The organism is Streptococcus timonensis (assembly GCF_900095845.1).
GTDB classification, from domain to species: Bacteria; Bacillota; Bacilli; order Lactobacillales; family Streptococcaceae; genus Streptococcus; species Streptococcus timonensis.
Genome location: NZ_FMIX01000004.1, coordinates 1042028 through 1068838, shown reverse-complemented (window position 1 = coordinate 1068838; position 26811 = coordinate 1042028). Strand labels below are relative to the sequence as shown.

General features: G+C 39.1%; 23 protein-coding genes, 1 tRNA gene and 1 other RNA gene. 20 read left to right on the top strand and 5 right to left on the bottom strand.

The window, feature by feature from the left end; translation table 11 throughout:
- The 5 genes from BQ2679_RS09065 to trxB all read left to right on the top strand — a co-directional run bounded on the left by BQ2679_RS09065 (nt 1) and on the right by trxB (nt 3338).
- The gene (locus BQ2679_RS09065) at nt 1–357 is read left to right on the top strand and encodes a Spx/MgsR family RNA polymerase-binding regulatory protein (protein WP_075567860.1); all 357 of its coding nucleotides are present in this window, start codon (nt 1–3) and stop codon (nt 355–357) included.
- A 156-nt stretch (nt 358–513) separates the two neighbouring features.
- Entirely contained in the window at nt 514–1314 is an 801-nt protein-coding gene (locus BQ2679_RS09060; protein ID WP_075567859.1) for an amino acid ABC transporter permease, read from the top strand.
- The gene (locus BQ2679_RS09055) at nt 1314–2057 is read left to right on the top strand and encodes an amino acid ABC transporter ATP-binding protein (protein ID WP_075567858.1); all 744 of its coding nucleotides are present in this window, start codon (nt 1314–1316) and stop codon (nt 2055–2057) included. Before BQ2679_RS09060 ends, BQ2679_RS09055 begins: the two co-directional genes overlap by 1 nt.
- Before the next feature lie 79 nt (nt 2058–2136).
- Nucleotides 2137–2361, top strand: a complete 225-nt coding sequence (locus BQ2679_RS09050) for a DUF4059 family protein (RefSeq protein ID WP_075567857.1) — start codon at nt 2137–2139, stop codon at nt 2359–2361.
- 65 nt (nt 2362–2426) lie between these two features.
- Nucleotides 2427–3338 (top strand): thioredoxin-disulfide reductase, encoded by a 912-nt coding sequence (gene trxB / locus BQ2679_RS09045; protein ID WP_075567856.1) that lies wholly within the window; start codon nt 2427–2429, stop codon nt 3336–3338.
- Between the two features lie 34 nt (nt 3339–3372).
- Here the strand turns inward: trxB and rlmB are convergent, their stop codons facing one another.
- A complete protein-coding gene (gene rlmB / locus BQ2679_RS09040) occupies nt 3373–4101 on the bottom strand; it encodes a 23S rRNA (guanosine(2251)-2'-O)-methyltransferase RlmB (RefSeq protein ID WP_075568086.1) in 729 nt (242 codons plus the stop codon).
- Between the two features lie 82 nt (nt 4102–4183).
- The gene (gene def, locus BQ2679_RS09035) at nt 4184–4795 is read right to left on the bottom strand and encodes a peptide deformylase (protein ID WP_075567855.1); all 612 of its coding nucleotides are present in this window, start codon (nt 4793–4795) and stop codon (nt 4184–4186) included.
- 144 nt (nt 4796–4939) lie between these two features.
- Between def and BQ2679_RS09030 the strand changes: the two genes are divergently transcribed.
- The 4 genes from BQ2679_RS09030 (at nt 4940) to BQ2679_RS09015 (ending at nt 9224) form a co-directional block, all read left to right on the top strand.
- A complete protein-coding gene (locus BQ2679_RS09030) occupies nt 4940–6259 on the top strand; it encodes a CapA family protein (protein ID WP_075568085.1) in 1320 nt (439 codons plus the stop codon).
- A gap of 13 nt (nt 6260–6272) precedes the next feature.
- The gene (locus BQ2679_RS09025) at nt 6273–7100 is read left to right on the top strand and encodes an HAD family hydrolase (protein WP_075567854.1); all 828 of its coding nucleotides are present in this window, start codon (nt 6273–6275) and stop codon (nt 7098–7100) included.
- Nucleotides 7101–7214: 114 nt separating this feature from the next.
- Nucleotides 7215–7562, top strand: a transfer-messenger RNA (tmRNA) gene (gene ssrA / locus BQ2679_RS09020).
- 327 nt (nt 7563–7889) lie between these two features.
- Nucleotides 7890–9224 (top strand): Nramp family divalent metal transporter, encoded by a 1335-nt coding sequence (locus tag BQ2679_RS09015; protein WP_075567853.1) that lies wholly within the window; start codon nt 7890–7892, stop codon nt 9222–9224.
- A gap of 78 nt (nt 9225–9302) precedes the next feature.
- Here BQ2679_RS09015 and BQ2679_RS09010 read toward each other — a convergent pair.
- A tRNA-Ser gene (locus BQ2679_RS09010) sits at nt 9303–9390 on the bottom strand.
- Nucleotides 9391–9551: 161 nt separating this feature from the next.
- Here BQ2679_RS09010 and BQ2679_RS09005 point away from each other — a divergent pair.
- From BQ2679_RS09005 to BQ2679_RS08990, 4 genes are all read left to right on the top strand, one after another.
- A complete protein-coding gene (locus BQ2679_RS09005) occupies nt 9552–10292 on the top strand; it encodes a DeoR/GlpR family DNA-binding transcription regulator (RefSeq protein WP_075567852.1) in 741 nt (246 codons plus the stop codon).
- Nucleotides 10289–11200 carry a 1-phosphofructokinase gene (gene pfkB / locus BQ2679_RS09000; RefSeq protein ID WP_049504498.1) on the top strand — a complete coding sequence of 304 codons (912 nt, stop codon included), beginning with the start codon at nt 10289–10291 and terminating at the stop codon, nt 11198–11200. The genes BQ2679_RS09005 and pfkB overlap by 4 nt, the downstream gene beginning before the upstream one ends.
- Nucleotides 11197–13152: a PTS fructose transporter subunit IIABC gene (locus tag BQ2679_RS08995; RefSeq protein ID WP_075567851.1), complete on the top strand. Its 1956-nt coding sequence runs from the start codon at nt 11197–11199 to the stop codon at nt 13150–13152. Before pfkB ends, BQ2679_RS08995 begins: the two co-directional genes overlap by 4 nt.
- Before the next feature lie 90 nt (nt 13153–13242).
- Entirely contained in the window at nt 13243–15567 is a 2325-nt protein-coding gene (locus BQ2679_RS08990) for a DNA translocase FtsK (RefSeq protein WP_075567850.1), read from the top strand.
- A gap of 40 nt (nt 15568–15607) precedes the next feature.
- Here BQ2679_RS08990 and BQ2679_RS08985 read toward each other — a convergent pair whose 3' ends face one another.
- Entirely contained in the window at nt 15608–16054 is a 447-nt protein-coding gene (locus BQ2679_RS08985) for a DUF6556 family protein (RefSeq protein ID WP_075567849.1), read from the bottom strand.
- Between the two features lie 265 nt (nt 16055–16319).
- Nucleotides 16320–18941, bottom strand: coding sequence for a pyruvate, phosphate dikinase (gene ppdK / locus BQ2679_RS08980; RefSeq protein ID WP_075567848.1), 2622 nt, complete (start codon nt 18939–18941; stop codon nt 16320–16322).
- Nucleotides 18942–19179: 238 nt separating this feature from the next.
- Between ppdK and BQ2679_RS08975 the strand changes: the two genes are divergently transcribed.
- The 7 genes from BQ2679_RS08975 (at nt 19180) to BQ2679_RS08945 (ending at nt 26800) form a co-directional block, all read left to right on the top strand.
- Nucleotides 19180–19818 (top strand): CBS domain-containing protein, encoded by a 639-nt coding sequence (locus BQ2679_RS08975; RefSeq protein ID WP_075567847.1) that lies wholly within the window; start codon nt 19180–19182, stop codon nt 19816–19818.
- Nucleotides 19819–19820: 2 nt separating this feature from the next.
- Nucleotides 19821–20633 (top strand): pyruvate, water dikinase regulatory protein, encoded by an 813-nt coding sequence (locus tag BQ2679_RS08970; protein ID WP_075567846.1) that lies wholly within the window; start codon nt 19821–19823, stop codon nt 20631–20633.
- A 65-nt stretch (nt 20634–20698) separates the two neighbouring features.
- A complete protein-coding gene (locus tag BQ2679_RS08965) occupies nt 20699–22609 on the top strand; it encodes a fructose-1,6-bisphosphatase (RefSeq protein ID WP_075567845.1) in 1911 nt (636 codons plus the stop codon).
- Nucleotides 22610–22712: 103 nt separating this feature from the next.
- Entirely contained in the window at nt 22713–23855 is a 1143-nt protein-coding gene (locus BQ2679_RS08960; RefSeq protein WP_075567844.1) for a cysteine desulfurase family protein, read from the top strand.
- Nucleotides 23856–23863: 8 nt separating this feature from the next.
- Nucleotides 23864–25078 (top strand): tRNA uracil 4-sulfurtransferase ThiI, encoded by a 1215-nt coding sequence (gene thiI / locus BQ2679_RS08955; RefSeq protein ID WP_075567843.1) that lies wholly within the window; start codon nt 23864–23866, stop codon nt 25076–25078.
- Nucleotides 25079–25213: 135 nt separating this feature from the next.
- The gene (locus BQ2679_RS08950) at nt 25214–26038 is read left to right on the top strand and encodes an alpha/beta hydrolase (RefSeq protein WP_075567842.1); all 825 of its coding nucleotides are present in this window, start codon (nt 25214–25216) and stop codon (nt 26036–26038) included.
- A 21-nt stretch (nt 26039–26059) separates the two neighbouring features.
- Nucleotides 26060–26800: an esterase family protein gene (locus tag BQ2679_RS08945; protein WP_075567841.1), complete on the top strand. Its 741-nt coding sequence runs from the start codon at nt 26060–26062 to the stop codon at nt 26798–26800.
- Nucleotides 26801–26811 lie beyond the last annotated feature (11 nt).

Here is a 26811-nt window from a genome sequence, read left to right as displayed (position 1 = left end):
ATGTTAGAATTTATCGAATATCCAAAATGCACAACTTGTAAAAAAGCAAAAAAGGAACTTGATCAGCTAGGCCTTGAATATAAAGACGTTCATATAGTAGAAGAAACACCAAGTGAAACGGTGATTTTAAACTGGTTAGAATCTTCAGGATTTGAATTAAAACAGTTCTTCAATACGAGTGGAATCAAATATCGTGAGCTTGGTTTGAAAGATAAGGTTGGAACTTTATCTAATAAAGAAGCAGCTAAACTCTTAGCTAGTGATGGAATGTTGTTAAAACGACCAATTCTTGTGAAAGATGGACGAATTCAGCAGATTGGCTACCGTAAAGAATACGAAGAGTTAGCATTAAAATAGATTTTACTTATCTCCTTGATAGATAAAATATATAACCTCCCACTTTTAAAGTATGATAAACTAGAAGGTAGATGAAATCTGATATGCTCGTAGCAAATATTTTTAATTAGAGCATAAGTATGATAGAATGAATCATTATCTTGAGAGGATGTTTCTATGAATGTTACAACGATTTTAGCATCTGATTGGTATCAAAATTTGATGCAATATATTCCAGATGGCAAACTTTTTAGTTGGCGTTCTGTCTTTGATGGGATTCCAAGAATTGTACAGCAATTACCTACAACATTGATGTTAACGGTATTTGGTGCCTTTTTTGGTATCATGCTAGCCCTAATCTTTGCTATCGTTAAAATCAACCGAGTTAGATTTATATACCCATTACAAGCCTTTTTTGTTAGTTTCCTAAAAGGAACTCCAATTTTAGTTCAACTGATGTTGACTTATTACGGGATTCCACTAGCTTTGAAAGCCTTGAATCAACAATGGGGAACTTCTCTGAACATTAATGCTATTCCAGCAGCAACATTTGCGATTGTGGCATTTGCTTTTAACGAGGCAGCCTATGCTAGTGAAACTATCCGTGCAGCCATTCTTTCTGTAAATCCAGGGGAAATTGAAGCAGCTCGAAGTCTTGGTATGACACGTGGTCAAGTTTACCGTCGAGTGATCATTCCCAATGCAGCAGTAGTTGCAACACCAACCTTGATTAACTCCTTGATTGGCTTGACCAAGGGGACTTCCCTAGCCTTCAGTGCAGGTGTTGTAGAAGTCTTTGCCCAAGCTCAGATTTTGGGTGGTGCAGACTATCGTTACTTTGAACGTTTTATCTCAGTTGCCCTTGTCTACTGGGTGGTAAATATCGTTATTGAAAATCTTGGCCGTTTCATTGAAAGAAAAATGGCTATTGCAGCACCAGATAATGTTGAGACAGACATGAAAGGAGAGCTTCGCTAATGATTAAAATTTCAAATTTAAGCAAATCCTTTTCAGGTCAAACCGTTTTAGACCATCTTAACTTAGATATTCAAAAAGGAGAAGTTGTTGCCTTAATTGGTTCTTCAGGAGCTGGGAAATCAACTTTTCTTCGTAGCCTAAACTATCTAGAAACTCCTGATAGTGGAAGTATTCAGATTGATGATTTCAAAGTTGATTTTTCTCAAATTACGCAAGAAGAAATTCTGACCCTTCGTCGTAAATTATCGATGGTTTTCCAACAGTTTAATTTATTTGAGCGTAGAACAGCTCTTGATAATGTCAAGGAAGGCTTGGTGGTAGTTAAAAAACTATCGGACGAAGAAGCAACCAAAATTGCTAAGGAAGAATTGGCTAAGGTTGGACTTTCAGACCGTGAACAGCATTATCCTCGTCACCTATCAGGTGGACAAAAACAACGTGTAGCTATAGCGCGTGCTCTAGCGATGAAACCGGACGTTTTGCTTTTGGATGAACCAACCTCAGCTCTTGATCCTGAATTGGTGGGAGAGGTTGAGAAATCAATCGCAGACGCTGCCAGGTCTGGTCAAACCATGATTTTGGTAAGCCATGATATGTCATTTGTAGCTCAAGTTGCTGATAAGGTTTTATTCTTGGATAAAGGAAAAATCATTGAATCTGGAACGCCAGATGAAATTATCAATCATCCTAAAGAAGAACGAACAAAAGAATTCTTTGCTAGTTACAAACGAAGTTATATTTGATATAATAGAATACAAGAAAAACTCAGTTGGCTGTGCTAACTGGGTTTACTCTTTAAAAATATAAGAAATGAGTGAGAGCATGCTACTACAAATATTCACTTTGTATATAGAGAGCCTACTTTTAACCATGTTGGTCATCTTAATTGTATTGGGACTTTGGATTGGGTTGAGAGCTTTATCCGGTGTGGATAGGACAGCTAAGGCACGTCAAGCCCACCTCTTTGATATGATGATGATTGGTGTATTAACAACTCCTGTGTTATCCTTTGCAACGATGAGTCTATTGTTAGTAATCAAGGCATAATGCTTGTATAATTGAAGTTATTTAGATAGAATAAAAATAGTTACAACAAGAAAGAAGGAAACAGAATGTACGATACGATTATTATCGGTGCAGGTCCTGCTGGGATGACTGCAGCCTTGTATGCAGCTCGTAGCAATCTCAAAGTAGCTTTGATTGAAGGTGGCCTTCCTGGAGGTCAGATGAACAACACTTCTGACATTGAAAACTATCCAGGTTATGCTAACATTAGTGGACCTGAGTTAGCAGAAAAGATGTTTGAACCTCTTGAAAATCTAGGTGTTGAACATCTCTATGGCTTTGTAAAAAATATTGAGAGCCATGGTGATGTTAAGAAAGTAATCACAGATGATCAAGAATTTGAAACTCGCACAGTTATCGTAGCGACTGGTTCAAAACATCGTCTCTTGGGAGTTCCGGGTGAAGAAGAACTGAATAGTCGTGGAGTTTCTTACTGTGCAGTCTGTGATGGAGCCTTTTTCCGAGACCAAGATTTATTGGTTGTAGGTGGAGGAGATTCGGCTGTTGAAGAAGCAATATTCTTGACTCAGTTCGCCAAATCTGTAACCATCGTTCACCGTCGTGATGAACTTCGTGCCCAAAAAGTCTTGCAAGACCGCGCCTTTGCTAATGATAAAATCAAATTCATTTGGGATTCAGTTGTTAAAGAAATCAAGGGTGAAAATCGTGTTGAGTCTGTAATGATTGAAAATGTTAAGACTCATCAAGTAACTGAACATGCTTTTGGTGGAGTGTTTATCTATGTAGGTTTGGATCCTGTTAGCGAATTTACAAAGGATTTACAAATACAAGATGAGTCAGGTTGGATTATGACAGATACCCATATGAAAACTGCAGTGGATGGTATCTTTGCAGTTGGAGATGTACGTCAGAAAGACCTCCGTCAAATTACAACAGCAGTTGGTGATGGAGCTATTGCAGGTCAAGAAGCCTATAAATTTATTACTGAACATAGTTAAAAAAGTTTCCAATCAACTGATTGGAAACTTTTTATTAGAGTCGATTTCGGAAGACTTCATACATGAGAATGGCAGCAGCAACACTGGCATTGAGGCTCTGTACGTGACCATTCATGGGAATGGTAATCATCTCGTCCACTTGTTTTTTGATATTACTAGATATACCTTTGCCCTCATTTCCGATAATGAGAGCTATTTTCCCTTTGGTATTCCATTTATGGCAAGGTGTTCCGTTCATATCAGTTCCAAAAGTCCAGAATCCTTGATCTTTAAGTTTATCCAAGGTCTGGTTTAGATTGGTAACTCGAGCAATAGGAACATGTTCAATAGCACCAGTGGCTGTCTTTGCAACTACGGGTGTGATACCGACAGCTCGATGTTTTGGAATAATAACACCTGAAACATTGGTTGCATCGGCTGTTCGTAAGATAGAACCTAAGTTATGAGGATCAGTTAGTCCATCGAGAATCAATAGGAGTGGATTTTCCTCTTGACTTGTTTTAGCAAGAATTTGGTCTAGTTCAGTATAGGCAAATTCGGAAACACGTAAAACGAACCCTTGATGAACAGCTCCTTCAGTCATTTCAGAAAGGGACTTTTTGGAAGTCCAAGAGATAGAGACTTTCTTCTCAGTTGCTAGTTCTTTGATTTTTTCAACATTTTTCCCTCTCAAATCTTCCTGGATATAAAGCTTATTTCCAGTATTGGCTATGAGGGCTTCAGTAACGGCGTGAACACCGTAAACAATATCATTTGTTTTCATCATTTTTTATCTATCATTTAAATGCTAGGGCAAAGCGAAATCAATAAGATTTTATTGAATACCTTTTGACTCAGTTTGTTGATTATTCAAGGATAAGGAGTCCATCCTTGATAGCGAAAGGATCTTTTTCATTAATGCGATCATAGAACATGACGCCATTTAAGTGGTCGATTTCATGTTGAACTACGATTGAGTTGTAGCCTTTAAGTTTAATGCGGTGTTTTTCTCCGTCCTTATCGAAATAGTCAACGGTTACTCGAGCGTGGCGGATAACATAGCCGGGAACAGCACGATCTACAGACAAGCAGCCTTCTCCCTCCCCTAGAGCAGCGTCTTGGACTGAGTGGGAAACAATTTTGGGATTATACATGACAGCTTGTAGGTCATATGCTTCTTTAGGTGTTTCATCTTCCTCAGTAATATTTGGTACTAGTACAGCAATGATTCGTTTTGAGATATCTAGTTGAGGTGCTGCAAGACCAACTCCTCCACGAAGTCCTAATTTTTCAGCCATGACAGGGTCCTGGGAATGTTTAAGAAATTGCATCATTTTCTCTCCAAGAATGATATCTTGATCACTTAGGGGGAAGCTTACTTCCTCGGCAACAGCTCGAAGTGTCGGATTTCCCTCGCGGATAATATCTTTCATATCAATTAAATGAGCGGCTTTGGTAATTCGTTCTATAGCAGACATTTTCTCTCTCCTTTTCTTACTTCTTCATGATAACACAAAATGACCTAGAAAGAAAGCGTAGGAGTTTATCGCTAGATGAAATACAAAACTGTCTATGATATAATAAAGAAAGGATACTTGCATCAAAAAAGCAGGGAGAAAAATATGGAAAAACGTAGTCAGAAGAGAAGAAATAGAACTGTTTTACACATTATAAGTAAGCCTGTTGGATTTTTTAAGAATTACACTCAGTGGAGTAATAGAACCTTTATTATAGTCTTATTGCTAATAGTTGCTCTTTCAATGTTATTGACTTTATTATTAGAAACTAGTTTAGGGACATCTTTAACTAGTGGCGATTCGGCCGTGTTACAACAAGAGTCTAGATCTCGGGAAAATCAAAAAGGGGTAGAGCAAGAAAACAGTGCTCGAATAATGGCTCACGGAGATTTACTTTATCACGATATCATCTACTTTTCAGCAAAACAAGAAGACGGTAGCTATGATTTCCATGAAAATTTTGATTATGTAAAGCCGTGGTTTAAGAAAGCGGACTTGGTTATTGGAGATTTTGAAGGAACTATAAACCAGAACTACAATCTAGCTGGCTATCCTTTATTTAATGCTCCAGTTGAAGTTATGGATGCCATCAAGGATGCGGGTTATCAGGTGCTAGATTTGGCACATAACCACATACTTGATTCTCAATTAGAAGGAGTGATTTCTACTGCTGATACGATTGAAAAAGCAGGTATAACACCTATTGGAGTATATACTCATGAGCCACGTGACAAGGCACCTCTAGTAATTAAGGAGGTGAATGGCATAAAGATTGCTTTATTGGCTTATTCTTATGGCTTCAACGGTATCGAGGAGTATATTTCTCCAGAAGACTACAATCATTACTTATCTGACTTAAACGAAGATAAAATGAGGGCTGAGATCGAACGTGCTGAAAAAGAGGCGGATATCACAATTGTCATGCCACAAATGGGTATCGAGTACCAATTAGATCCGACTGAAGAACAAAAAAATCTCTATCACAAGATGATTGGTTGGGGAGCTGACATTATCTTTGGTGGGCATCCCCATGTAGTTGAACCAGCAGAAATGCTTGAAAAAGATGGGGACAAAAAGCTAATTATCTATTCGATGGGAAATTTCCTATCAAATCAACGCATTGAAACTATGCAAGATGTAGAGAATGCTAAGTGGACGGAACGTGGAGTTCTGATGGATTTAACCATTAAGAAAAAAGCTGGAAAGACAACAATTGAAACTGCAGAGGCTCATCCAACTTGGGTTAATCGCACATCAAAAGGAACTTATTCACCAGATGGTTACTTACTTTACCTTTATCAGACATATATTTTAGAGGACTTTATAGAAGGTGGTCCTCATCGAGATAAATTGGATGAAGAAACTAAGGAAAGAATCGATACTGCCTACAAAGAAATGAAAGAATTTGTAGGATTGAAGTGGTAGAAAAGGAGAAATCATGACAATTAAACTGATTGCAACAGATATGGATGGGACAATACTGGATTCCCAAGGCCTTCTAGACCTACCTCGTTTAGAGAAAATCTTAGATAGGTTAGAGGAAAAGGGAATACGATTTGTCATTGCGACTGGGAATGAAATTCATCGAGTACGTCAGTTGCTCGGTCACTTGACTGATCGTGTAGTTCTAATTGTCGCTAATGGTGCAAAGATTTTTGAAAATAATCAATTAATCCAAGTTGAAACCTGGGATAATGAATTAGTGGAAAAAGCTTTGACATTTTTTAAAGGACAAGAGTGTCAGAATCAATTTGTCATTACAAGTATGAATGGTGGATTTGTTAAAGAAGGTACTATTTTTACTCAACTTGATAAATTTATGACACCAGAAATGATTGAGCTATTTTATCAAAGAATGAATTTTGTGGAGGAACTCCATCCAGAACTTTTTGGAGGAGTTCTTAAAATGAGTTTGGTGGTTGGAGAAGATAGAATGGATCAAGTGCAAGAAGATTTTAATCAGGTTTTTAATGGCTATGTTCAAGCTGTTTCTAGTGGCTATGGTTGTTTAGATATTATCCAAGATGGTATCCATAAAGCATGGGCTTTACAAGAACTCCTTAAGCGCTGGAATATAAAGTCTGAGGAAATCATGGCATTCGGCGATAGTGAAAATGATGTAGAAATGTTAGAATTAGCAGGAATAGCCTATGCTATGGAAAATGCAGATGAAAAGGCTAAAGCGGTAGCGACAGACATTGCTCCTGCAAATAGTCAAGGAGGAGTCTATCAAATCTTGGAGGCCTGGTTAGATAAGAATAGATAGAAATAGAAAGAGAATAATAGGACTGAATTAAAATAGATGCTTATCCATTAAAGGATTTAGATAGATTTTTGCATTTTTACCATAGATAGGGTATAATAGTTCTATTGTCTTTTTGGGGTCGTTACGGATTCGACAGGCATTATGAGGCATATTTTGCAACCCGTGTGGCGACGTAAACGCTCAGTTAAATATAACTGCAAAAAATAACACTTCTTACGCTCTAGCTGCCTAAAAACCAGCAGGCGTGACCCGATTCGGATTGCTCGTGTCTGATGACAGGTCTTATTATTAGCGAGATACGATCAAACTTTGTCTAGCAGTTTGATAAGAGATTTATAGACTCGCAGTTCCTAGGCTTGAGTTATGTGTCGAGGAGCTGTTAAAACAATACATAACCTATGGTTGTAGACAAATATGTTAGCAGGTGTTTGGACGTGGGTTCGACTCCCACCGGCTCCATTGATGATTTACATTGTTTTGTAAATCTTTCTAAAACGTTGTTTTTACAACGTTTTTTATTTTGTTCTTTGGTATTCCTTTGCATTCCTTTTTACTAAAGGGATACAACAAAGGATACAACATTCCGTTGTATCCTAAATATTAAATCAAGTCCTGAATTTTCTTAAGTTTTTATCATATTTTCTGTTATAATTAAGGTGCCTTAAGAAAAATAATGAAAAAACTAAATGTTTTTCATATAGTTTTCATTGTTTTAATAGTTTAAAGTCAATCTTATTTTTCTCTAATAGAAAATAATGAAAAAGTAGGTTTAGAAAGAGGTAAGTATCTATGTCTTCTCATAAAAAAGTGTCACTCTCTGAGATTAATCAATCTATCGATACTCCAAATAACAATCATTTCTGGCAAAATTTAAAGGCCTTTTTAGGTCCGGGTGCTCTTGTCGCAGTTGGTTATATGGATCCAGGAAACTGGATTACCAGTGTAGTCGGTGGTGCTTCCTATAAGTATAGTCTCTTGTTTGTTATCTTGATTTCATCTCTCATTGCCATGCAACTTCAGCAGATGGCAGGAAAGCTTGGTATTGTAACCCAGATGGACCTGGCTCAAGCAACGGCTCATCATTCACCTAAATGGCTTCGTTATAGTCTATGGGTGATTTTAGAATTAGCCTTGATGGCGACAGACCTGGCAGAAGTTCTAGGTTCAGCCATTGCTCTCAATCTTCTCTTTAAGATTCCGATTATGATAGCCATCCTTTTGACGGTTCTAGATGTCTTTCTCTTATTGCTTTTGATGAAATTTGGCTTTAAGAAGATAGAAGCTATTGTGACAACACTGATTTTAACCATTCTAGCAATTTTTACCTATCTTGTAGCCTTGTCACATCCAAGCTTCCAAGGAATCGTTGAGGGTTATCTACCGAATGCAACCTTATTTGAAAGTCCCTTGCCAGGGCATGAAAGTCAATTAACCTTGGCACTAGGGATCGTGGGAGCAACTGTTATGCCTCATAACCTCTATTTGCATTCATCCTTGTCACAGACTCGTAAAATCAATCACAAGGACAAAAATGATGTTCGAAAAGCCGTACGCTTTATGACCTGGGATTCTAATCTCGAGTTATCCTTGGCCTTTGTCGTTAACTCCCTTCTTTTGATCTTAGGAGCGGCTCTCTTTTTCGGCCATGCATCCGAGATTTCTGCCTTCTCTCAAATGTATAATGCCTTGCAGGATTCTACTATTGCAGGAGCTATAGCTAGCTCGACCTTATCAACCTTGTTTGCCTTGGCTTTATTAGCCAGTGGTCAAAATTCGACAATTACGGGTACCTTGACTGGACAAATCGTTATGGAAGGTTTTTTGCATATGAGATTGCCTCAGTGGTTCATTCGTTTGGCAACTCGTCTCTTTGCCTTGTTGCCTGTCATGATTGTAGCGGTTGTGTTTGGTCATCAGGAAAAAACCTTGGATCAGTTATTGGTCTATTCTCAGGTCTTTCTTTCAATCGCTCTTCCGTTTTCAATCTTCCCTTTGATTTATCTAACTTCTAAGAAATCACTGATGGGCGAATTTACCAATGCTAAATGGAATACCATTCTTGGTTATATCGTTTCCATTATCTTAACAATTCTCAATGTGAAATTGTTATTTGATATTTTCTAAGAAATTCACCCGAGTTATAAAACAAGAATATAAGAAAAAAGATACCCAAGATTTCTTGGGTATCTTTTTGAAAATAAACGGAAGACATGGGATTCGAACCCACGCACGCTTTAACACGCCTACCGCGTTTCCAACACGGCCTCTTAAGCCTCTTGAGTAATCTTCCATTGTTTACTAACCTAGTCTACCATAAAGCCCTCTTTCTTGCAAATTTATTTAAAGTTGAGGAGTCAATGATAGAAAATGAAAGAAATTGATAAAAAATGCTTGACTTTGATATTTTTTATGATAGAATGAATAATGTAATCGTTAACAGGAGGTGGGTTCGTGCTAAAAAGCGAGAGAAAAAAGTTGATTTTAGAAGAATTGAAACAGCATAAAATCGTCTCACTTGAGAAATTAGTAGGTTTGCTGGATACTTCAGAATCAACGGTTAGACGTGATTTAGATGAATTGGAGTCCGAAAATAAGCTTCGTCGAGTGCATGGAGGAGCAGAGTTGCCTCACTCCTTGCAAGAAGAAGAAACCATTCAAGAGAAATCTGTCAAAAACCTTCAAGAGAAAAAGTTGATTGCGCAAAAAGCAGCTTCTCTCATCAAAGAAAAAGATGTTATCTTTGTGGATGCAGGAAGTACGACAGCCTTTCTCATTAAGGAATTTGAGCGAAAAGACATTACAGTGGTAACCAATTCCATTCACCATGCGGTTCAATTAGTGGATAAGCAAATCCCAACAGTCATTATCGGTGGTGGAGTCAAGATGACAACTGATGCCAGTATCGGAGGAGTAGCTCTCAATCAGATTAACCAACTGCACTTTGATCGTGCCTTTATTGGAATGAATGGTGTAGATGAAGGTTACTTTACAACTCCAGATATGGAGGAGGGCGCAGTCAAGCGTGCTATCTTAGAAAATGCTAAACAGACATATGTTCTAGCAGATTCATCCAAGCTTGGTCAGTCTTGTTTTGCTAAGGTAGCTCCTATAAAACGTGCTATTGTGATTACAAGCAAGGGTCATGAGCTCTTGCCAGCTATCAAAGAGAAAACGGAGGTAATAGAAGTATGATTTATACAGTCACACTCAATCCATCTATAGACTACATTGTCCGTTTGGACAAAGTAGAAGTTGGTAGTGTCAATCGTATGGATAGTGATGATAAGTTTGCTGGTGGTAAAGGTATCAATGTTAGCCGTGTCTTGAAGCGTTTGGATATTCCAAATACAGCGACAGGTTTCATCGGAGGCTTTACTGGAAAATTTATCACAGATACTTTAGCTGAAGAACAAATTGAAACGCAATTTGTCCAAGTGGCAGAAGATACGCGTATCAATGTCAAGATCAAAGCCGACCAAGAAACAGAAATCAATGGGACAGGTCCTAATGTTGAGCCCGAACAACTTGAAGAGTTAAAAGCCATTCTTTTAAGTTTAACAGCAGAAGATACAGTTGTATTTGCGGGTTCGAGTGCTAAAAACTTGGGTAATGTTATTTACAAAGAATTAATTGCTTTGACGCGTCAGACAGGCGCACAAGTAGTCTGTGACTTTGAAGGTCAAACCTTGATTGATAGTTTGGATTATCAACCACTTTTGGTGAAACCAAATAATCATGAACTGGGAGCTATCTTTGGAGTCAAGATTGAAAGCCTTGATGAAATAGAGAAATACGCTCGAGAATTGCTAGCTAAAGGTGCTCAAAATGTTATTATTTCCATGGCTGGTGATGGAGCCCTTCTGGTAACATCAGATGGAGCCTACTTTGCTAAACCGATCAAGGGAACAGTTAAAAACTCAGTTGGGGCTGGTGACTCGATGGTTGCTGGATTTACGGGTGAGTTTGTCAAATCAAAAGACGCAGTGGAAGCCTTTAAATGGGGAGTGGCATGTGGAACAGCAACGACATTCTCAGATGATTTAGCAACTGCAGAATTTATTAAAGAGACTTATGAAAAAGTTGAGGTAGAAAAAAGATGAAAATTCAGGATTTATTGAGAAAAGATGTGATGTTGTTAGATTTGCAAGCAACTGAAAAAACAGCAGCTATCGAAGAAATGATTCGTAGCTTGGTGGAGCATGGCTACGTGACAGATTTTGAAACCTTTAAAGAAGGAATCTTAGCGCGTGAAGCTTTGACTTCTACAGGCTTGGGCGACGGTATCGCTATGCCACACAGCAAAAATGCTGCTGTTAAGGAAGCAACAGTTCTCTTTGCTAGGTCAAACAAGGGTGTTGACTACGAAAGTTTAGACGGGCAACCAACTGACCTCTTCTTTATGATTGCTGCTCCAGAAGGAGCCAATGATACTCACTTGGCTGCCTTGGCAGAATTGTCACAATATTTGATGAAAGACGGATTTGCTGATAAACTTCGTCAAGTAACATCAGCTGATCAAGTCATTGACCTCTTTGACCAAGCTTCAGAAAAAGCTCAAGAACCAGTTCAAGCTCCTTCAAATGAATCTGGTGACTTTATCGTAGCAGTTACAGCTTGTACAACAGGAATTGCCCACACATACATGGCCCAAGAAGCTCTTCAAAAAGTGGCTGCGGAAATGGGTGTTGGTATCAAGGTTGAAACCAACGGTGCAAGTGGTGTAGGTAACAAATTAACAGCAGAAGATATCCGCAATGCCAAAGCTGTTATCATCGCTGCAGATAAAGCAGTTGAGATGGATCGTTTCGATGGTAAACCATTGGTAAACCGTCCGGTTGCAGATGGTATTCGTAAGACAGAAGAGTTGATCAACTTGGCTCTTTCTGGTAATGCTGAAGTATATCGTGCTGCTAATGGAGCGCAAGCTTCAACAGCATCTAATGAAAAACAAAGTCTAGGTGGTGCCTTCTACAAACACTTGATGAGTGGTGTATCACAAATGTTGCCATTCGTTATTGGTGGTGGTATCATGATTGCCCTCGCCTTCTTGATTGATGGTGCTTTGGGAGTTCCAAATGAGAGCCTTGGAAATCTTGGTTCTTACCATGAACTCGCTTCAATGTTCATGAAAATTGGTGGTTCTGCTTTTGGTTTAATGCTTCCAGTATTTGCAGGATATGTTGCTTACTCAATCGCTGAAAAACCAGGTTTGGTAGCCGGTTTCGTAGCTGGTGCCATCGCTAAAGAAGGTTATGCCTTTGGTAAAATCCCTTACGCTCAGGGTGGTGAAGCAACTTCAGCTCTTGCAGGAGTATCATCAGGTTTCCTTGGAGCCCTCGTAGGTGGATTTATCGCAGGTGCCTTGGTGCTCTTGGTTAAGAAATACGTGAAGGTTCCTCGCTCCCTTGAAGGTGCTAAATCAATCCTTCTCTTGCCACTTTTTGGAACAATCTTGACAGGCTTTGTGATGCTAGCTGTTAATATCCCAATGGCCGCAATCAACACTGGTATGAACAATTTCCTTGCTGGTCTTGAAGGTGGATCAGCAGTCCTTCTAGGTATCGTCCTTGGAGGAATGATGGCTGTCGATATGGGTGGCCCTGTCAATAAAGCAGCTTACGTCTTTGGTACTGGTACGCTTGCAGCAACTGTAGCTACTGGTGGTTCAGTAGCCATGGCAGCTGTTATGGCTGGAGGAATGGTTCCACCACTTGCCATCTTTGTCGCAACACTTCTCTTCAAGAATAAATTTACCAAAGAAGAACGCAACTCTGGTTTGACGAACATCGTTATGGGCTTGTCATTCATCACTGAAGGTGCGATTCCATTTGGTGCAGCAGACCCAGCTCGTGCTATCCCAAGCTTTATCCTTGGTTCAGCAGTAGCAGGTGGACTCGTTGGTCTTACAGGTATCAAGCTCATGGCTCCTCACGGAGGAATCTTCGTTATCGCCCTTACTTCAAATGCTCTTCTCTATCTTGTCTCTGTCTTGGTAGGAGCACTTGTCAGTGGTGTAGTTTACGGTTACCTACGTAAACCTATAGAAAAATAATCACAAACATATTCAAATGACTGAACACGGAAGTGGGCAGTCATTTTTTTAACCCCTCGAAAAGTTTCTGAAATATGTTATAATGGAGACATGGCAAATAAGAATACAAATAAAAATAGACGGAGACCGTCTAAAGCAGAAATAGAAAGAAAGAAAGCTATTCAGCGGATGTTAATTTCGCTAGTATTGGCTATTTTCTTGATTTTTGCTGCTCTTAAATGGGGAGCTGTAGGAATCAGTATTTACAATCTAATCCGCTTACTTGTGGGTAGTCTAGCTTATCTAGCTATTTTTTCTCTAATCATCTATCTATTCCTCTTTAAATGGATACATAAGCAAGAGGGCTTGCTAGCAGGCTTCTTCTTTATTTTTGCAGGATTACTTCTCATTTTTGAAGCCTATTTAGTTTGGAAATATAGTTTAGCTTCAGCGGTCTTTCAAGGAACGATTGGTCAAATCTATAAAGATCTAACCAGCTTTCAAGTGACTAGTTTTGCTGGTGGAGGTTTGTTAGGGGTAGGTCTTTACATTCCGATAGCATTTCTATTTTCAAATATTGGAACTTACTTTATAGGTGCTATCTTTATCTTAATCGGAATGCTATTGGCTAGTCCTTGGTCTATCTATGACATTGCTGATTTCCTTGCAGCTCGCATGAGCCTATGGATGGAACGACGCGAGCAGAGAAAACAAGAACGCTTCATCAAACGCGAGGAGGAAAAAGCTCGTAAAGAAGCAGAAGAGCAAGAAAGATTACTAAGAGAACAAGAAGAACAAGAGGCCTTGAGTTTACCTCCAATTGATATGGAAACAGGTGAGATTCTTTCAGAAGAACCCTTGCAAGATTTTCCACCGCTTCCTGAGGAAGAATGGGTGGAACCTGAGATTATTCTCCCGCAAGCGGACTATGATTTTCCTCAATTAGATGACATTCCTCAGGAGGCTGACTATGCAGAAGATGAAGATGTTGAAGTAGATTTTTCTGCTAAAAAGGCCTTGGAATATAAGCTCCCAAGCCTGCAACTCTTTGCACCTGATAAACCAAAAGATCAGTCAAAAGAAAAGAAAATCGTTCGAGAGAATATCAAGATTTTGGAAGAAACCTTTGCAAGTTTTGGTATTAAAGTGACTGTAGAAAGAGCAGAAATAGGTCCATCAGTAACCAAGTATGAGGTTAAACCAGCAGTTGGGGTTCGTGTTAATCGTATTTCAAATCTAGCAGACGATTTGGCACTGGCCTTGGCTGCTAAGGATGTCCGTATTGAAGCACCGATTCCTGGAAAATCCTTAGTGGGGATTGAAGTTCCTAACTCAGAAATTGCAACAGTTTCCTTCCGAGAATTATGGGAACAGTCTCAGACTAAGCCCGATAATCTTTTGGAAATTCCTCTTGGAAAGGCAGTTAACGGAACAGCTCGTAGTTTTGATTTGTCTAAAATGCCTCACTTACTTGTAGCTGGTTCTACTGGTTCAGGTAAATCTGTCGCAGTTAATGGTATTATCGCAAGTATTCTGATGAAGGCTCGTCCAGACCAAGTCAAGTTTATGATGGTGGATCCTAAGATGGTCGAGTTATCAGTTTACAACGATATCCCTCATCTCTTGATTCCAGTTGTAACAAATCCTCGCAAGGCAAGTAAAGCTCTTCAAAAAGTCGTAGATGAAATGGAAAACCGTTACGAACTATTTGCTAAGGTTGGCGTTCGAAATATTGCCGGTTTCAATGCTAAAGTTGAGGAATTCAATGCCCATTCTGAATACAAGCAAGTACCTCTACCTTTAATCGTCGTGATTGTCGATGAGTTGGCAGATTTGATGATGGTTGCCAGCAAGGAAGTAGAAGATGCCATTATCCGACTCGGACAAAAGGCGCGTGCAGCTGGTATTCACATGATTCTTGCAACTCAGCGTCCTTCAGTGGATGTTATCTCTGGTTTGATTAAGGCAAATGTGCCGTCACGTGTAGCATTTGCTGTTTCTTCAGGAACGGATTCACGTACGATTTTGGATGAAAATGGTGCTGAGAAATTGCTTGGTCGAGGGGATATGCTCTTTAAGCCAATTGATGAAAACCATCCTGTTCGCTTGCAAGGTTCCTTTATCTCTGATGATGATGTGGAACGTATTGTTAGCTTCATTAAGGCTCAAGCAGATGCTGATTATGATGACAGTTTTGATCCTGGAGAAGTTTCTGAGACTGATGGTGATTCTGGTTCTGGCGATGAGGGCGGAGATCCACTCTTTGAAGAAGCCAAGGCTTTGGTTATTGAAACTCAAAAAGCAAGTGCATCCATGATCCAACGTCGTCTATCTGTTGGTTTTAACCGAGCAACTCGATTGATGGAAGAATTAGAGATTGCTGGAGTTATTGGTCCTGCTGAAGGAACAAAACCTCGAAAAGTCTTACAACAATAAAAAAATAGCTTCTTTCCCAAATCGGAGAGAAGCTATTTTTTTATGGATTTGCTTTATTATCTGTGGCAACTGTATCAGATTGAGCAGCTCCTTCAGTCTGATTTTGTTGAACATTGTTAGGAGCTTGAGTATTTTCTTCTGGTTGAACCTTGTTGTCATTTTTATGATCAACTCCACTAGTTGCAGCATTAGTATCTTGGTTATTTTCTTGATGTTGAGAAGGACTATTAGATTCAGCAGGAGTTTCCTTTTGGATCTCTTTGATGATGGTTGTTTGCGTAACAGGACTAGTATCTGCTTTCTTTTGTTCATTGGACTTCATTGCATTGCTAATGGTAATCGTCGCAGTGATAATTCCCAACATACTACCAATTAAGGTTAAGGTTTTCTGAAAAGCAGATAAACCTTTCTTGATGTGATGGCTAGCCTTGCCAGTTTCTTGACTGTCTTTGTTTGTTTTTTTATTTTGGCGAGAATAGTTAGACATAATGGTTTTCAAACTCCTTTGCAAAACTAAATATGAATTTGGATTCATTTCATATTTTCATTATACGTTTTTTATTTTAAATTGTCTTAAAAAAATAAAACTTTTAGTTTTGAAAACGCAACCAGTAGATTTTTTTTTAAAAATGTAAAGCAAGAAGTTTGGTGATAAATCATAACTGGTGGATTGAAGGTTAAAAGATGCTTTTACTATTAAGTAAGACTGGGAAATCAATCATACCAGCCTTATTTAATGAATATAAAGGAAACTAGTCTTTATTCTCTTCGAAAGCGGCTTGAGCGACAGCAAGTCGAGCTGCAGGGACCCTATAAGGCGAGCAGGAAACATAGGTGATACCAATTTCCTGGAAGAAAGAGATAGAAGAAGGATCACCACCGACCTCTCCACAAATACCGATAGATAGGTTTGGTTTTACTTGGCGAGCCTTGCTGATTGCAATACGCATTAATTCACCGACTCCCTCCTGATCAATATGTTGGAATGGATCAGATGAGAGAATGTTCATCTTTTTGTAATGACCTATAAATTTTCCAATATCATCTCGAGAAAAACCATAGGTCATTTGAGTCAAATCGTTAGTACCAAAGCTGAAGAAATCAGCCTCTTGAGCTAGTTTATCTGCAGTCAGACAAGCGCGTGGTAACTCAATCATGGTACCAATTTCATATGGGAAGGGCTCTTGTTTATGTTCTCTAAAGATATACTGGATGTGTTGAGTCAGATAGGATTTTACAAATTCTAACTCCTTTTTATCAGCAATTAAAGGAATCATGATTTCAGGTTTAATTTTTATCCCCTCTTGATGTAATTTAATGGCACTTCTAAAAATAGCTTCAGTCTGCATTTTGTAAATATTTGGCTGTGTAATTCCAAGACGACAACCTCTATGGCCCAACATAGGGTTGCTTTCTTGTAAGCTTACAATTTGGTGGGCCAGTTTTTCAGGTGACTTATTGAGTTTTTCAGCAAGAAGCTTGATTTCCTGCGGTTCTTTAGGTAAAAATTCATGCATGGGCGGATCTAAAAGCCGGACAATCAGAGGTTTGTCCTCAACTGTTTTGTACATTTGATAGAAGTCTTCTTCTTGGAATTCTAAAAGATTCTTGAGTGCGGCTTTCATTTCTGCTTCCTTATCGGCTAGAATGAGGCGACGCATTTCCAAAATTCGATCCTGACCAAAGAACATATGTTCAGTACGGGCTAGTCCTACCCCTTGGGCACCAAAATTCATAGCTGTCTGTAAATCTTTGACAGTCTCAGCATTAGCACGAACTTTAAGATGTGCAACTTTATCTGCCCAAGAAAGAAGGCGCTGAAGGTCTTCATTATTCTCAATCAAGACTGTAGGAATTTCTCCGATATAAACACAACCGGAACTACCATCAACAGAAATGATATCTCCCTCTCTTAAAACAAGATTACCACAAGAAAGTGTCTTCTCTTCCTCGCTAATCTTTAGTTCCCCACATCCAGCTACACAACAGGTGCCCATTCCTCTAGCAACAACCGCTGCATGAGAAGTCATACCACCTTGGCTGGTAACAATAGCTTGGCTAACGACCATGCCTTCAATATCTTCGGGCGATGTTTCTTGTCTTACTAAAATAACCTTTCTTCCTAAATTGTGGAATTCTTTAGCTCGTTCTGCTGTAAAAACTATTTCCCCAGTAGCAGCTCCTGGGCTGGCTGGTAAACCTTGTGCAATGAGAGTTGCTTTTTCCATTGCAGCCTCTTCAAAGACTGGGTGAATGAGCTGACTAATAGAAGAAGGGGATACTCTCATCAGGGCATCTTTTTTACTAATAATACCCTGGTCTACTAAGTCCAAAGCAATTTTTAATGAAGCTTTAGCTGTGCGTTTGCCATTCCTAGTTTGTAAAATATACAGTTTTCCTTTCTCAATGGTAAATTCGATATCTTGCATGTCCTTGTAGTGGTTTTCAAGGATTCTAGCATACTCTTTAAAGGCTTTGAAAACTTGAGGTTGAGATTTTTCTAAAGCGGCAATTGGTTCTGGAGTTCGTATACCAGCTACAACGTCTTCTCCTTGAGCATTCAGTAAGAATTCACCGAATAGTTGATCTTCTCCACTAGCAGGATTTCTAGTGAAACAGACTCCTGTTCCGCTGTTTTGGTCACTATTTCCAAAGACCATTGCCTGGACGTTAACGGCAGTCCCTAAATCATGAGGAATTTTATTAAGTTCTCGGTAGACTTTAGCTCGATTATTATTCCAAGAATTAAAGACTGCTTGAATAGCAGCAAAAAGTTGGTCCATAGGATTTTCAGGGAAGGATTGGTTCTCCTTAAGATAAATTTCTTTATATTGCTTAACCAAGTCTTGATGCTCATCTAGTGTCAGCTCTTTAACTGGTTTACCATGACCTTTTTCAAAGTCTTTTAGTAGTTCATCAAAAAGTTCTTTAGAAATCCCATATACAACATCTGCAAACATCTGAAGTAGACGTCGATAGCAATTATAGGCAAACTCAGGATTAGTCTGTTCTGCAAGTATTCTTGTCCTCTGGTCATTAAGTCCAAGATTTAAAATGGTATCCATCATTCCTGGCATAGAAAATTTTGCTCCGCTACGAACCGAAACTAAAAGAAGACTTGAGCTTTCTACGCTAAACGATTTATCGGTTTTTATTTCTAATTTAGAAACCGCTTCCAAAATATCGTCTTTTAAAGAAGAATCAAAGAAATCGGGATTTTCGAGAAACTTAATACAGCTGTCGGTAGTAATGGTAAAACCTGGAGGAACAGGCAATCCCAAATTGCTCATCTCTGCTAAATTGGCCCCTTTTCCACCAAGGAGTGCCTTGTCGTTTGCGCTTCCTTCCTCGAAGGAATAAATCCATTTTGTCATAGTCGCCTCCAAAATATTAAATATGTGTCACAATTAAAGACAAAACCATTGTATTATACATCATATATATTTGTCAAATGGAAAAACTGCATGTAATGATTGACATATTTCAAATAATTGCTATAATATTCAATAAACATGATGCTTATTTTAAAATTGGTTTAGTAAAATAAAAATAAGCATGTTCTTCCAATCGTTATTTGGAACCTATATAGAATATAGAAAGGTTTTCTGTGAATTGAAATTAAGCGAACGACAAAAAAAGATTGTAGAAATTGTTAAAGACCAGCAACCTCTGAGTGGTGAGAAAATATCTGACTTACTAGATATTTCTCGAGCAACTCTACGATCGGACCTTTCCTTCTTAACCTTGGTTGGAATCCTAAAGGCCACTCCTAAAGTTGGGTATACATATTCAGGCTCTGATTTAGAATCGGTCTTCTTTTTTGATACCTTTAGGAAAGAAGTGGCAGATATTATGACTTCACCAGTCTTGGTCACCAGTGATTCCTATATCCAGGATGCTATTATTACTCTCTTTATGTACGATGCAGACGTTATTTATGTCATCGATGAAGATAAGCTTCTTCTTGGAATTATGTCACGTAAAGATCTTCTGAGGGCTTCTCTCAATTCAAATATTGCCAGTACTCCGGTTGCTGTCTGCATGACCAGAATGCCTCATATTAAAACATGCCATAAAAATATGAATATTTTGGAAGCTGCTGTACTCCTTCAAGATTACGCCATTGATTCCTTGCCGATAGTCGACCAAGAAAATGAACGTCAGATTTTAGGCAGTGTGACAAAGACAGCTTTGTTGGACTACATTATTCAGCAAGCTCGAAGCACTGAAGTAAATAGAGAAGAGGAATAAATATGAAAAAAGAAATGATTGTTTATAGTATTTCAGATTCTTTGGGTGGGACTTCCCAAAAATTGCTATCCGCTGTTACAGCTCAATATCCAGACATCATTTTTAATAATAGCTATCGTTTCCCTTTTATCAACAAGGAAGATGAATTGTTGGATATTTTACGTGATGCCATCAAGGATGATGCCCTAGTTATCAGTACCTTGGTCGATGGCAAGCTAGCTTCGGTAGCAAGGGAGTTTAGCTTGATGCATGGGCTATCCTATTTGGATTTGATGCATCCGTTTTTTGAAATTATCAAAGAAAAGACAGGAAGGGATCCGATAGAAGTACCTGGCACCCTTCACCGTTTAGATAGCGAATACTTTAATAAAATTTCAGCGATTGAGTTTGCAGTCAAATATGATGATGGTAAAGCACCGCTGGGATTTTTAGAATCTGACATAGTCCTGCTAGGGGTTTCCCGTACGTCTAAAACACCGCTCAGTATTTATCTAGCAAATAAAGGATATAAGGTTTCGAACCTTCCTCTAATTCCAGAAGTTCCCTTGCCTCAAGTCTTGGAAAAAATTGATTCTCGGCGCCTAATTGGTTTAGTATGTGAGCCGGAAAAATTGGTTAAGATTCGCAGTAATCGTTTAGATTCTTTGGGCTTAACCCAGGAAACTAATTACACAGATTTGGAAAAGATTTATCAGGAATTGGACTACTCTAAGAAGGTCTTTAGAAAATATGGAGCTCGGGTCATTAATATGTCAGATAAATCAATTGAAGAAACAGCTTTCTTAATCGAAGAGCATTTAAAGAAAATGAACTAAGAAAATGAACTAAGAAAATAAATAGTGCATTATTTATCGTAAAAGGATAGTGCTGGAGGTCAAAAATGGAGCAATATAAGCGTATTTTACTGAAAGAATTTGATTCTCGACAAAAGGTGATCACAGAACTGACCAACCTTGAAGCAATTTTAAACCTTCCAAAGGGAACAGAGCTATATATCAGTGATATTCATGGTGAATTTGCGGCCTTTGACTATATTTTAAGAAGTTGTGCTGGTATTCTTAATGAGAAGATTAATGACTGTTTTGGAGATTCCTTGTCGCAAGATGATAAAAACAGATTGTCAGCCCTGGTTTCATATCCTGAACTTGTTTTGAAGCAAGACGATAAAATCAGAGATTGGTACAAAGAAACGATTCCTCAGTTATTGACTCTACTGACTTTTGCAGCTGCCAAGTACACTCGGTCAAAGCTTAGGAAGGCATTGCCACCTCAGTATGCTTATATCATCGAAGAATTGGTATACAGTGATATAGCTTTAGCAGATAAAAAGTCATATTTTGAAAATATCCTCTCCTATGTCATCGAGCTAGGAGAAGCTATTCCCTTTATTCTTGGTGTTTCTAGCAGTATTCGTCGCTTATTGATTGACCATTTACATGTGGTTGGCGATATTTATGACAGAGGAGCTGGTAGTCCGCAAGTTATGGATGAACTCTTGCAATTCCATTCTTTGGATATTCAGTGGGGGAATCACGACATTATTTGGATGGGAGGCTTTTTCGGTTCAGAGGCCTGTATGTTAAATGCGCTACGTATTGCTGCTCGCTATGGATATTTATGGGATATCGAGAAAGCTTACGGCTTAAATCTTCGGTCCTTAACACTATTTGCTGACAGGACCTATAAGGCCAATCCCAAGTTTAGGCCAATCTTGGGAAATAGAGAGGATGATTTCACAAGCGAAGAAATTTTACAGTTGGAAAAGGTGCATCAGGCTCTTTCTATTATCCAATTTAAACTGGAAACTCAACTGATAAAAAGAAGGCCAGAATTTCAAATGGAGGATCAGGTTAAACTGGATGATATTGATTATTTGAAAGAGTGTGTGACAATTGATGGAAAAAAATATAATCTTACGAATACCTGCTTTCAAACGATTAATCCAGCCAATCCAGCAGAATTGAGTTTGGAGGAGTCTCAGGCAGTTGACAGTCTCCTAGCCTCCTTTCAAGGGTCACTTAAACTGGCTAAGCATATAGAACTGTTAATGAAAAAAGGATCCATGTATAAAATTTATAACCAGCATTTACTCTTTCATGGTTGTATACCACTTGAACCGTCTGGAGAATTGAAGCCTCTAATTATTAACCAGTCTCGTTATGCTGGAAGAGAATTGTTGGATTTCTTTGAATACCATATTCGTCAAGCAGCAAAGAATAAGGAAATTGGAGATGATTTTTCAACAGATTTAATTTGGTATTGTTGGAGAGGGGCAGTTTCACCACTTTTTGGCAAAGATAAGATGACAACTTTAGAGCGCTATTTTATTGAAGATAAGGACACTCATAAAGAAGTGGAAAATTCATATTTTTCTTATCGGACTTCTGAGAAAGTCTGCCAGCTTATTTTGGAAGAATTTGGACTATTCTCTCAAGAGTCTAGAATGGTCAATGGCCATACTCCAGTTAAGACTGTGAAGGGAGAATCTCCTATTCGTGGTGGTGGTTTGCTCTTTGTCATTGACGGAGGTCTATGTAAAGCTTATCAAAAGAAGACAGGAACAGCAGGATATTCCTTACTGAATAATTCTTACGGTTTTCAATTGGTAACCCATCAGCCTTTTGAAGGCTCGCAAAAGGTTGTTGAAGATCCTTTTGCTCAAACATCTTTGAAGAGAGTTATTGAAAATGTTGAGCAACGCACTTTGATTAAATCAACTAGCATTGGACAAATGCTGATGGCTCAACAACAAGAACTTTTTGATTTGCTACATGAGTTTTATGACTGTTGAAACTTGCCCTAAGTTCTACTAGAATTTAGGGCCTTTTCTTTCTTGTTCCAACCTTCCTTTCATGTTACAATAGAAGGAGTGATTTTAGAAAGCGTGAGAAACCATGATTTACTTTGATAATTCAGCTACGACCAAGCCTTACCCAGAAGCATTAGAGACCTATATGCAAGTTGCTTCAAAAATTATAGGAAATCCTTCCAGTCTCCATCGATTGGGCGACCAATCTACCAGAATTTTAGAAGCTTCTCGTCAGCAGATTGCAGACTTAATTGGTAAGAAAAGCGAAGAAGTATTCTTTACCTCTGGTGGTACCGAAGGAGATAACTGGGTTATCAAAGGTGTCGCTTTTGAAAAAGCTCAGTTTGGTAAACACATCATCGTGTCAGAAATTGAGCATCCAGCGGTTAAGGAGTCTGCTCTTTGGCTTCAGGCTCAAGAATTCGAGGTGGATTTTGCACCAGTTGATGAAAAAGGATTTGTAGATGTAGTTGCTTTAGAAAATCTACTTCGTCCTGATACAACGCTAGTCTCTGTTATGGCAGTCAACAATGAAATCGGCTCAACCCAGCCTATTGAAGCTATCTCAGAACTATTAGCAGATAAACCAACGATTTCCTTCCATGTTGATGCGGTTCAAGCTTTAGCTAAGATTCCGACAGAAAAGTATTTGACTGACCGAGTGGATTTTGCGACCTTCTCTAGTCATAAATTCCACGGAGTTCGTGGTGTTGGATTTGTCTATATCAAGTCTGGCAAGAAAATCACCCCCCTATTAACTGGTGGTGGCCAAGAGCGTGACTATCGTTCAACTACTGAGAATGTAGCAGGTATTGCTGCGACAGCCAAGGCTCTGCGTCTAGCCATGGAAAAACTGGATTTGTTTACAAGCAAAACAAGTCAGATGAAGGCAGTCATCCGTCAAGCCCTTCTTGATTATCCAGATATTTTTGTTTTCTCAGGAGAAGAAGATTTTGCTCCTCATATTCTGACCTTTGGGATTAAGGGTGTCCGTGGTGAAGTCATCGTTCATGCATTTGAAGACTATGATATTTTCATTTCCACAACCTCTGCTTGCTCGTCCAAGGCAGGAAAACCTGCGGGTACCTTGATTGCCATGGGTGTTGAAAAAGATAAGGCTCAGTCAGCAGTACGCGTCAGCCTAGACCTAGAAAATGACATGAGTCAAGTTGAGAAATTTTTGACCAAACTAAAATTAATTTACAATCAAACTAGAAAAGTAAGATAGGAGCATTCATGCAATATTCAGAAATTATGATTCGCTACGGGGAACTTTCAACCAAAGGTAAAAACCGTATGCGTTTCATCAATAAACTACGTAATAATATCTCAGATGTTTTATCTATCTATCCTCAAGTCAAGGTAACTGCTGATCGCGACCGTGCCCATGCTTATCTTAATGGAGCCGACTATGCAGCAGTAGCTGAATCTCTCAAACAGGTTTTCGGGATTCAAAACTTTTCTCCAGTATATAAGGTTGAAAAATCTGTAGAAGTTCTTAAATCTGCTGTCCAAGAGATTATTCAGGACATCTATAAGGAAGGCATGACCTTTAAGATTTCTAGCAAACGTAGTGATCACAACTTTGAACTGGACAGTCGTGAACTCAACCAAGTTCTTGGTGGTGCTGTTTTTGATGCCATTCCAAATGTACAAGCCCAGATGAAAAATCCCGATATCAATCTGCAAGTGGAGATTCGTGAAGAGGCGGCTTATCTTTCTTATGAGACCATTCGAGGAGCAGGTGGGTTGCCAGTTGGAACTTCTGGGAAAGGTATGCTCATGTTGTCAGGTGGGATTGACTCACCTGTTGCTGGATATCTAGCTCTAAAACGTGGAGTAGATATCGAGGCTGTTCACTTTGCTAGTCCACCATATACTAGTCCAGGTGCCCTTAAGAAAGCTCAGGATTTAACCCGTAAATTGACTAAGTTCGGTGGGAATATCCAGTTTATCGAAGTGCCATTCACGGAGATTCAAGAAGAGATTAAGGCTAAGGCTCCAGAAGCTTATCTCATGACTCTGACTCGCCGCTTTATGATGCGGATTACCGATCGTATCCGTGAGGTGAGAAAAGGTTTGGTCATCATCAATGGTGAAAGTCTTGGTCAGGTGGCAAGCCAAACCCTAGAAAGTATGCAGGCTATCAATGCCGTAACCAATACACCAATTATCCGACCAGTTGTAACTATGGATAAGTTGGAAATCATTGACATTGCACAAGAAATTGATACCTTTGAAATTTCTATCCAACCTTTTGAAGACTGCTGTACGATTTTTGCGCCTGATCGTCCCAAAACAAATCCTAAAATTAAGAATGCTGAACAGTATGAAACACGTATGGATGTTGAAGGATTGGTTGAGCGAGCAGTAGCAGGAATTATGATTACTGAAATTACCCCTCAAGCTGAGAAAGATGCGGTTGATGAGTTAATTGATGACCTCCTTTAATCAGAAAAACCAGAGGAAAAAATAAAATAAGTAAAAAAAGTTAGTTTATTGTCCTAAATTTGGACGGAAACTGACTTTTTTTCTATTTTTATGATATAATTAGGTAAAATTTTGAATATAGAGAGTTTTCTGACAATGAATCAATCCTACTTTTACCTGAAAATGCGAGAGCATAAACTCAAGGTTCCATACACAGGCAAGGAGCGCCGTGTACGTGTTCTCCTCCCGAAAAACTACGAGAAAGACACGGATCGAACTTATCCGGTTGTCTATTTCCATGACGGTCAGAATGTCTTTTACAGTAAAGAATCCTATGTCGGTCATTCATGGAAGATTATTCCTACCATTAAACGTAATCCAGATATCAGCCGTATGATTGTGGTAGCCATTGATAATGATGGCTTAGGACGTATGAATGAGTACGCGGCATGGAAATTCCAAGAGTCTAATATTCCCGGTCAACAGTTTGGTGGTAAGGGAGTCGAGTATGCTGAGTTTGTCATGGAAGTGGTCAAACCCTTTATCGATGAAAACTATCGTACAAAATCAGACCGCAAGCACACTGCTATGGTTGGGTCTTCTCTAGGCGGCAATATTACCCAGTTTATTGGCTTGGAGTATCAGGATCAGATTGGGTGTTTGGGAGTGTTCTCATCAGCCAACTGGCTTCACCAAGAGGCCTTTGATCGCTATATGGAGCGTAAAAAACTATTATCTGACCAGCGAGTCTTTATCTATGTTGGGACGGAAGAAGCAGATGACACGGATAAGACTCTTATGGCTGGTAATATTAAGCAGGCCTATATTGACTCTTCTCTTCGCTATTATCATGATTTGATAGCAGGAGGAGTGCAGTTGGAAAATCTCTCACTCAAGGTTCAGGCTGGAGCCATTCACCATGAAATTCCATGGGCAGAAAATCTTCCAGCTTGCTTACGTTTTTTTGCAGAAAATTGGTAATTAGTATAAAGGAGACAGGATATGCATATTGAACATCTTAGCCACTGGAGTGGTCATCTTAACCGTGAAATGTATGTCAATCGATACGGACATGGAGGCATCCCAGTTGTTGTCTTTGCTTCTTCAGGTGGTAGCCACAATGAATATTATGACTTCGGCATGATTGATGCTTGTGCGTCCTTTATCGAGGAAGGCCGTGTTCAGTTCTTCACCCTTTCAAGTGTCGATAGCGAGAGCTGGCTTGCGACTTGGAAAAATAGTCATGATCAAGCTGAGATGCACCGTGCCTATGAACGATATGTGATTGAAGAAGCTATTCCTTTTATCAAGCACAAGACAGGCTGGTTTGACGGTATGATGACAACAGGTTGCTCTATGGGAGCTTATCATGCACTTAACTTTTTCCTTCAGCATCCAGATGTCTTTACCAAGGTAATTGCCCTTAGTGGTGTCTATGACGCACGCTTTTTTGTAGGTGACTACTATAATGATGATGCTATCTATCAAAATTCACCAGTAGACTATATCTGGAATCAAAATGATGGTTGGTTTATCGATCGTTACCGTCAGGCTGAGATTGTGATTTGTACTGGACTAGGTGCTTGGGAACAGGATGGCCTGCCTTCTTACTACAAGTTAAAAGAAGCTTTTGATCAAAAACAAATTCCTGCCTGGTTTGCAGAGTGGGGGCACGATGTTGCCCATGACTGGGAATGGTGGCGCAAACAAATGCCTTATTTCCTCGGTCATATGAGTCTATAAAAGGAGTTGCT